Below are 9,180 nucleotides of genomic sequence, written 5' to 3'. Positions count from 1 at the left end.
AACTGTTGTATGATCACGTCCACCAAATTCTTCACCGATTTTAGGTAAGGAGTAATCTGTAAGTTCGCGTGATAAATACATTGCAATTTGGCGAGGGAAGGCAACTGATTTTGTTCGCTTTTTCGCCTTGAAATCTTCCAGTTTTATTTGATAAACATCCCCGACAGCCTTTTGAATATCATAAATGGAGATAATTTTTGGTTTAGAATTTGGAATAATATTTTTAAGTGCTTCAGCTGCTAAATCAGCATTAATATCTTTGTTAATTAAAGATGAATAAGCTACAACTCGGATAAGTGCACCTTCTAGTTCACGAATGTTTGAATCAATTTGATTTGCAATATAAAGCATAACCTCATTTGGTATATCGAGTCCTTCAGCCTTTGCTTTTTTACGTAAAATTGCAATTCGTGTTTCTAAATCTGGTGGCGTAATATCCGTAATGAGTCCCCATTCAAAGCGAGAACGAAGACGATCTTCTAAAGTTGGAATTTCTTTTGGTGGCCGATCACTTGAAATTACAATTTGTTTACTTTCTTCGTGTAATGCATTGAATGTATGGAAAAACTCTTCTTGAGTTTGTTCTTTTCCTGCTAGAAATTGAATATCATCTATTAATAAAACATCTACATTACGGTATTTATTACGAAAATCGACCGCTTTATTATCACGAATTGAATTAATGAATTCATTTGTAAATTTTTCTGATGATAAATATACAACCTTTGCGTTTGGGTTATGTTCAATTACATAATGACCAATTGCATGCATTAAATGGGTCTTCCCGAGTCCAACTCCCCCGTAAATAAAGAGGGGATTATATGCTTTAGCTGGCGCTTCGGCTACAGCCAATGAAGCAGCGTGAGCAAAACGGTTACCAGAGCCAATAACAAATGTATCAAACGTATATTTTGGATTTAGCATACTCTGTGGTAAATGATTAGAATCATCTTGTGCTGAATTTGGTTTAGAAGGAGGAAGATCAATCTCCTCTTCAGCTTGACTTTGGGGAATAATAAAGCGAATAGCTAATTTTGCCCCCGTTAAATCATAAAGTGTTTCCGAAATTAGCTCTGAATAATGAGATTCTAACCAATCACGAGCGAATTCATTTGGAGCTGTAATTGTTAATACGTCTTTCTTTAAATTATGTGCGGTTGTTGATTTTAACCATGTTTCATAACTTGGTTTACTGACCTTTTTTTCTAGTTCTTTTAAGGCGCTGTTCCATAAATCAGAGATGTTTTCCAAAGGTGTCCCTCCTTTACTAAGATGGTAAAAGAATAAGGTTGCGCAACAAATGTACAACCTAAATAAATATAAAATGTATATTTATACGAAACGTATTTTAAAACCTAAAAACGTCGTTTGTATATGAGATAGGGTTTTCGACAAAAAAAGCAAATGTGGATAAGCATTTACCCACATGTGATTAAAACTGTCCACATGTTATACACAAATTGTGGATAAGATAAAGGTGTGGAAAACTTATTCAAAGTGAAAACACAACTATAATATCAAAAAAAAGTAGCTATAGCAATGAATTTAAGAAAGTTATCCACAAAATCAATACCTTGTGGAATAAACTTGTCCACAACACGATATACTGTGTAAAAGTACGAAAAGGGTTTGTGGATATAAAAACCCAGAAAAAACATTTATCCACAAGGAAATATAGGGTCTGTGAAAAAGTATGTGAATAGGTTCAAAATGAATATTTGATGAAAATTTCGAGAACCATTGACATTTTCCTAGTTGATTAACTATAATTTATAGGACTGTCTTTAACAGATATTCCTCAGGGAGGTGTCATATAATGAAAAGAACTTACCAACCAAATAAACGTAAGCGCAGCAAAGTACATGGTTTCCGCAGCCGTATGAGCACAGCGAACGGACGTAAAGTGCTAGCAGCTCGTCGTCGTAAAGGAAGAAAAGTATTATCTGCGTAGACCACTGATCGTTCAGTGGTCTTTTTTTCTAATAATAGTGAATTTCCACTGATGAACTACAGGAGTGTCAATTGATATGAAGAAAAAATATCGTATAAAAAAGAATGATGAATTCCAGACGGTTTTTCAAAAAGGAAAATCGAATGCTAACCGTCAGCTTGTTGTCTATCAACTAGATAAGGGAGAGCAGCCAAACTTTCGTATTGGCCTTTCTGTCAGCAAGAAAATAGGAAATGCAGTAGTGCGTAATCGAATTAAACGTATGATTCGCCAGTCGATCACAGAATTAAAAGATGAGATAGATTCTGGAAAAGATTTTGTTATAATAGCAAGGAAGCCTTGTGCAGAGATGACATATGAAGAATTAAAGAAAAGCTTAATTCATGTCTTTAAACGCTCTGGTATGAAAAGAATAAAAAAGTAGCGTAAGGAAATGAATTACACTATATACATACCGAAACAAGGAGGAGCAGGCTTTGAAAAAGAAAATAGGTTTACTAGCCATGGTTATTGCATTAATGGCAATTGCTACTGGCTGTAGTGAAGTGAATCAGCCGATTACACCGAAAAGTACTGGAATTTGGAATGAATATTTCGTATATCCGCTTTCTCAGTTAATTACGTATTTTGCCAACTTATTTGGTAGTAATTACGGTTTAGCAATCGTTGTTACAACTCTTATCATTCGTTTTGCATTATTACCATTAATGATTAAACAAACGAAGAGTACGAAAGCAATGCAGGCGTTACAACCAGAAATGGTGAAGTTAAAAGAGAAATATAGTTCTAAAGATCAAGCAACACAGCAAAAACTACAACAAGAAATGATGCAGTTATATCAAAAAAATGGTGTAAACCCATTAGCAGGATGTTTACCGATATTTGTTCAGATGCCTATTTTATTCGCGTTTTACCATGCGATTATGAGAACAGCTGAAATTAGTAAGCATACATTTTTATGGTTCGATTTAGGGCAGGCAGATCCGTACTATATCTTACCGATTGTCGCGGCAATTACGACATTTATTCAGCAAAAGCTTGCAATGGCAGGAACAGCTGGTCAAAATCCGCAAATGGCAATGATGATTTGGCTTATGCCAATTATGATCTTAGTCTTTGCAATTAACTTCCCAGCTGCATTATCACTTTACTGGGTTGTTGGTAACATCTTTGGTATCGCTCAAATGTACTTGATCAAGGGGCCAGAAATTAAGGCTAGTAAGGCAGGAGGATCAAGCAAGTGAGTGTAGTTACTGCTAAAGGACAAACAGTCGAGCTGGCAGTACAAGATGCTTTAAGACAACTAAATGTTCCAAAAGACCGAGTAGATATAAATATTATTGATGAGGGTAAAAGAGGGTTCCTAGGTTTATTTGGGAATCGACCTGCAGTAGTAGAAGTTGTATTGAAGAAAGATCCAATTCAAGAATGTGAAGAATATTTAAAAAATGTTATTCACGATATGGGTGTGGAAGCTGAGATTAGTAAAATTGTAAAAGGACGCGAAGTTGAATTTACAATTTCTGGCGAAAATATAGGTGTTTTGATTGGTAAAAGAGGAAACACCTTGAATTCTTTACAGTATTTAACAAAACTTGTGGCGAATCGTAGTACGAAGCAGTATATTGGTATCACACTAGATGCTGAAAATTATCGTAGTAAAAGAAAAGGTACATTAGAAGCACTTTCTTATCGATTAGCAAAACAAGTAGTAAGTACGAAAAAAAGAGTTGTGTTGGAGCCTATGCCATCTTTTGAACGAAAGATTATCCACCAAGCATTATCTAATCATCAAAATATCATTACAACTTCTGAAGGAAAAGAACCACATCGACATGTTGTAATATCTTCCAAGTGACCGGTTACTCAATTGAGTGCCGGTTTTTTTGAGCGGAAAATAGGTGTGGATAACTAAAAAACACTAAACTTATCCACTGTGAATAAGTTTAGTGTTTTTTACATGAGGACATAATAAAATGAGTTATTATTCTTTTGTAGATAGGTTCGTTATGGTATTCTAATAATTTAGTGAAGAAAATAATCATGTTGAAATAGAGATAAATAAGCAAGTGAGGTGAAAGGACATGGAATTTGATACAATTGCCGCGATTTCCACAGCGCTTGGAGAGGGTGCAATTGCCATTGTTCGAGTAAGTGGGGATGATGCGGTTGAAAAAGTTAATCGTATTTTTAAAGGGAAGGATTTAACAGAAGTTCCTTCTCACACAATTCATTATGGTCATATTGTCGATTTAGATACAAATCAGGTTATTGAAGAAGTGATGGTATCTATTTTGCGTGCACCAAGGACTTTTACACGTGAAAATATAGTGGAAATTAACTGTCACGGCGGACTTGTTTCGGTAAATAAAGTATTGCAGCTTATTTTAGCACAAGGAGTACGATTAGCAGAGCCTGGTGAATTTACAAAACGTGCTTTTTTAAATGGCCGTATTGATTTATCACAAGCAGAAGCTGTTATGGACTTAATCCGTGCAAAAACAGATCGTGCAATGAACGTAGCGATTAACCAAATGGAAGGGCGATTATCTAAATTAATCGGCCGTCTGCGTCAGGACATATTAGAAACGTTGGCTCATGTTGAGGTAAACATAGATTACCCGGAATATGATGATGTGGAAGAAATGACACATAATATTTTAATTGAGAAAGCTATACATGTTCGTACGGAAATTGCAAAAATATTAGAAACATCGAAGCAAGGAAAGATTTTACGTGAAGGTATTGCTACTGCAATCATCGGTAGACCTAACGTTGGGAAGTCATCGCTATTAAATAGTCTTGTTCAGGAGAAAAAGGCAATTGTAACTGATATTGCAGGAACAACTCGTGATGTTATTGAAGAGTACGTTAATGTGCGTGGTGTACCACTTAAACTTATAGATACAGCCGGGATTCGTGAAACAGAAGATGTTGTTGAACGAATTGGTGTAGAGCGTTCAAAAGAAATGATGAGCCAAGCTGATTTAGTTTTAGTTGTCGTTAATTATAGCGAGGCTTTAACGCATGAGGATGAAGATCTATTCCGTGCCGTACAAGGAAAAGATTTCATTATTATTGTAAATAAGACAGATTTATCGCAAGTAATCGATATGGAACGTGTTACAGAATTGGCAGCGGGAAATCGTATTATTACAACATCGTTAATTGAGGAACAAGGAATAGATGAGCTTGAAAAGGCAATAGCTGATTTATTCTTTGAAGGAACAATTGATTCTGCAGATGTGACATATGTTTCTAACGCGAGACATATTGGATTATTAACACAAGCAGGAAAAACAATTGGAGATGCAATTGAGGCAATAGAAAATGGTGTTCCAATTGATATGGTGCAAATTGATTTAACAAGAACGTGGGAAATACTTGGTGAAATTACTGGTGATACCGTCCATGAAAGCCTAATTGACCAGTTGTTCTCTCAATTTTGTTTAGGAAAATAATATAGCGATGTTTTAGAAAGATAGAGATTATTAGGAGGAATAAACAATGGGATACAATGCCGGTTCATACGATGTCATAGTAATCGGTGCAGGTCATGCAGGATGTGAAGCTGGTCTTGCGGCAGCACGAATGGGCTCCAAAACATTAATGTTAACAATTAATTTAGATATGGTAGCGTTTATGCCATGTAACCCTTCTGTTGGTGGACCAGCAAAAGGGATTGTTGTTCGGGAAATTGATGCATTAGGCGGAGAAATGGGACGCAACATTGATAAAACGTATATTCAAATGCGTATGTTAAATACAGGTAAAGGACCAGCTGTACGCGCGCTTCGCGCACAAGCAGATAAGTTCTCTTACCAGCATGAATTAAAGAAAACAATTGAAGAAACACCAAATTTAACGTTGTTCCAAGGAATGGTTGAGCGTTTAATCGTCGAAGATGGCGAATGTAAAGGGGTAGTTACGCAAGCTGGTGCTGAATATACAGCCAAAACAGTTGTAATTACGACTGGAACATTTTTACGCGGTGAGATTATTATGGGAGGTTTAAAATATTCGAGCGGTCCGAATAATCAACAACCATCTATAACTTTATCCGAACATTTAGAGGAGCTTGGATTTGATCTTGTTAGATTTAAAACAGGTACACCTCCGCGTGTAAATAGTAATACGATTGATTACAGTAAAACAGAAATTCAGCCAGGTGATGATAAACCACGAGCTTTCTCTTTTGAAACGACAAAATTTATTATGGATCAAATTCCATGTTGGTTGACGTATACAAGTACGGAAACACATCGTTTAATAGATGAAAACCTACATCGCTCAGCTATGTATTCTGGTATGATTAAGGGAACAGGACCTAGATATTGTCCTTCAATTGAAGACAAAGTAGTAAGATTTAATGATAAACCACGTCATCAAATTTTCTTAGAGCCAGAAGGACGTAATACACAAGAGGTGTATGTACAAGGTTTATCCACAAGCTTACCAGAAGATGTGCAACGTGATATGCTTAGAACAATACCTGGCCTAGAAAACGTTGAAATGATGCGTACAGGTTATGCAATTGAATATGATGCAATTGTGCCAACACAACTATGGCCAACACTTGAAACGAAAAAAATTAAAAATTTATATACAGCAGGACAAATTAACGGAACTTCTGGTTACGAAGAGGCGGCAGGACAAGGGCTTATGGCTGGGATTAATGCAGCATGTCGTTCTTTAGGTAAAAAAGAAGTTATTTTAGGTCGCGCGGATGCTTATATTGGTGTCTTAATTGATGATCTTGTAACGAAAGGTACAAATGAACCATATCGCTTATTAACGTCTCGTGCAGAATATCGCCTATTATTACGCCACGATAATGCTGATCTTCGTTTAACTGAAGTTGGTCGTGAAATTGGATTAATTAAAGAAGAACGCTATGAGCGATTTACAAATAAAAAATTAAAAATTGAACAGGAAAAGGAACGTTTAAGCAGCATTATTATTAAACCACGTCCTGAAGTTCAAGAATTAATTCGTAGTATTGGCGGAAGTGAATTGAAAGATGGAATACGTGCAAGTGACTTATTACGTCGTCCAGAGATGACATATGAGCATATTCATCTTTTAGTACCAAGTGAAGTAGAATTAAGTGATGAAATTACAGAACAAGTTGAAATTCAGATTAAGTACGAAGGATATATCGAAAAATCTTTACAGCAAGTAGAGCGTATGAAGAAAATGGAAAACAAAAAAATCCCTGTGGATATTGATTATGATGCGATTTCTAGCCTTGCCTCAGAAGCGAGACAGAAATTGAAAGATGTTCGTCCACTTTCAATGGGGCAGGCTTCACGTATTTCTGGCGTGAATCCAGCGGATGTTTCTATTTTACTTGTGTATATTGAACAAGGAAAAATTGCGCGAGTATCGAACCAATAAATAGTAAGGAGATATTGTTAGATGAACATAGAACAATTTCAATCTATGCTAGAAGAGAAGGGTATCACCCTCTCTTCTAGACAGTTAGAGCAGTTCGAAATCTACTTTGAAACATTAGTAGAGTGGAATGAAAAAATGAACTTAACGGCTATTACGGAGAAAGAGGAAGTATATTTAAAACACTTTTTTGATTCCATTACGGCTGCTTTTTATTATGATTTTTCAGAACCATTCTCAATTTGTGATGTTGGCGCAGGAGCTGGATTCCCAAGTATTCCTTTGAAAATCTGTTTCCCGCACTTAAAAGTAACAATTGTAGACTCATTGCAAAAACGTATTAACTTCTTAAATCATTTAGCACAAAAGTTGGAATTAGGTGACGTTGCGTTTTGTCACGATCGTGCTGAAACATTTGGGAAAAAAGAAGGTGTACGTGAATCGTACGATATTGTAATGGCACGTGCAGTTGCGCGTCTTTCGGTATTGAGTGAGCTATGTTTACCACTTGTAAAAGTTGGGGGAACGTTCATTGCAATGAAAGGTGCCGCAGCAAACGAAGAAATTGAAAATGGCAAGTATGCTTTAGAGGTGCTAGGCGGGAATTTAAAAGAAATGTCTACGTTCCAATTACCGTTTGAAGAAAGTGAACGTAATATTTTATTAATCGAGAAAAAGCGCAAGACACCAAAGAAATATCCACGCAAACCGGGAACACCCAATAAATTACCTATTGAAAAATAAATCTTATTAGACGTAAGATTGAATTATATAAATGAAAACGTAAATGTTTCATAGGAAACATTTTATGGAGAATAGTCAATAGGCCTAAAAGGTGGTGGAATATGTATGAAAAATACGTTTTCTCGTTTATTTGGCTTTGGAGATAAAGAGAGCGAATTCGAATTACAAGACGAAAGCCATGAAGAAATAGATAAAAAGGTATATGAAGAAATACAAGAAATTCCGATAGTAAATATTACCCCTAACCGTTATCAACCACGAACAGTTTTTGATGATGCACGAATTGAAGAGCTAGCACTAACGATTCGTACACATGGACTGATTCAGCCGATTGTTGTGAGGCAATATGAGGATGACAAGTACGAGATTATCGCTGGAGAAAGGCGTTTCCGTGCGGCAACAAAGTTAGGGTGGGAAAAGGTTCCTGCAATTATAAAGAACTTAAATGATACAGAGACAGCTTCTGTAGCTTTAATTGAAAACTTGCAACGTGAGGAACTAACAGCAATCGAGGAAGCTGTGGCATATCAAAAGCTAATTGAGTTACATAATTTAACACAAGAAGCATTGGCACAACGACTTGGAAAAGGACAATCCACAATCGCAAATAAGTTGCGATTGTTAAAGTTGCCTGAAGAAATAAAACGTGCGTTATTAGAAAAAAGTATTACAGAACGTCATGCCCGCGCGCTCATTCCTTTAAAGAATGAGGAATTACAACTGAAGGTTTTACAGGAAATTGTGGAGAAACAACTGAATGTAAAGCAAACAGAGGAACGAATTGCGAAATTACTAGAGGAAGCCAAACCGAAGCGTAAGGCAAAGCAAAAAGCAGTAAGTCGAGATACGAGAATTGCCATGAATACGATTAGGCAGTCATTACAAATGGTTGCTGACAGTGGTTTAAATGTTAATTCTGCGGAAGAAGAATTTGATGAGTACTATCAAATTACAATTAAAATTCCGAAGAAAAAATAATAATGGCGTGTTAGAGACCTTATCCTATTGGATAGGTCTCTTTTACTATATTTTCTTGTTAGATGAAGAAGGAGTTTAGAAATAAATTTTGAAGTTTAATAAGGACGTAAAAG

The 9,180-nt window shown here is 36.0% G+C and carries 9 protein-coding genes; 8 read left to right on the top strand and 1 reads right to left on the bottom strand.

Annotated features, from left to right (window positions below):
* Positions 1-1,251: chromosomal replication initiator protein DnaA (gene dnaA / locus NHG49_RS27695; RefSeq protein ID WP_258126812.1), on the bottom strand; the 1,251-nt coding region annotated here is incomplete at its 3' end.
* Positions 1,252-1,816: 565 nt separating this feature from the next.
* Between dnaA and rpmH the strand changes: the two genes are divergently transcribed.
* The 8 genes from rpmH (at position 1,817) to noc (ending at position 9,067) form a co-directional block, all read left to right on the top strand.
* On the top strand, positions 1,817-1,951 hold the full coding sequence (gene rpmH, locus NHG49_RS27690; RefSeq protein WP_000831901.1) for a 50S ribosomal protein L34: 135 nt from the start codon (positions 1,817-1,819) through the stop codon (positions 1,949-1,951).
* A gap of 76 nt (positions 1,952-2,027) precedes the next feature.
* Entirely contained in the window at positions 2,028-2,375 is a 348-nt protein-coding gene (gene rnpA, locus NHG49_RS27685; protein WP_000731505.1) for a ribonuclease P protein component, read from the top strand.
* Positions 2,376-2,427: 52 nt separating this feature from the next.
* Positions 2,428-3,195, top strand: a complete 768-nt coding sequence (spoIIIJ, locus tag NHG49_RS27680) for a YidC family membrane integrase SpoIIIJ (protein ID WP_000726759.1) — start codon at positions 2,428-2,430, stop codon at positions 3,193-3,195.
* A complete protein-coding gene (gene jag, locus NHG49_RS27675) occupies positions 3,192-3,809 on the top strand; it encodes an RNA-binding cell elongation regulator Jag/EloR (protein ID WP_000117926.1) in 618 nt (205 codons plus the stop codon). The genes spoIIIJ and jag overlap by 4 nt, the downstream gene beginning before the upstream one ends.
* Positions 3,810-4,035: 226 nt before the next feature.
* Positions 4,036-5,412, top strand: coding sequence for a tRNA uridine-5-carboxymethylaminomethyl(34) synthesis GTPase MnmE (gene mnmE, locus NHG49_RS27670; RefSeq protein ID WP_258126810.1), 1,377 nt, complete (start codon positions 4,036-4,038; stop codon positions 5,410-5,412).
* A gap of 46 nt (positions 5,413-5,458) precedes the next feature.
* Positions 5,459-7,348 carry a tRNA uridine-5-carboxymethylaminomethyl(34) synthesis enzyme MnmG gene (mnmG, locus tag NHG49_RS27665; protein ID WP_000541060.1) on the top strand — a complete coding sequence of 630 codons (1,890 nt, stop codon included), beginning with the start codon at positions 5,459-5,461 and terminating at the stop codon, positions 7,346-7,348.
* 21 nt (positions 7,349-7,369) lie between these two features.
* On the top strand, positions 7,370-8,089 hold the full coding sequence (gene rsmG / locus NHG49_RS27660) for a 16S rRNA (guanine(527)-N(7))-methyltransferase RsmG (protein WP_001019619.1): 720 nt from the start codon (positions 7,370-7,372) through the stop codon (positions 8,087-8,089).
* Positions 8,090-8,194: 105 nt separating this feature from the next.
* Positions 8,195-9,067, top strand: a complete 873-nt coding sequence (gene noc / locus NHG49_RS27655; protein WP_000799025.1) for a nucleoid occlusion protein — start codon at positions 8,195-8,197, stop codon at positions 9,065-9,067.
* The last annotated feature ends 113 nt before the right edge of the window (positions 9,068-9,180 follow it).

This window comes from Bacillus sp. IBL03825 (assembly GCF_024712505.1).
Classification (GTDB): Bacteria; Bacillota; Bacilli; order Bacillales; family Bacillaceae_G; genus Bacillus_A; species Bacillus_A wiedmannii.
This window is presented reverse-complemented; position numbering and strand designations above follow the sequence as displayed.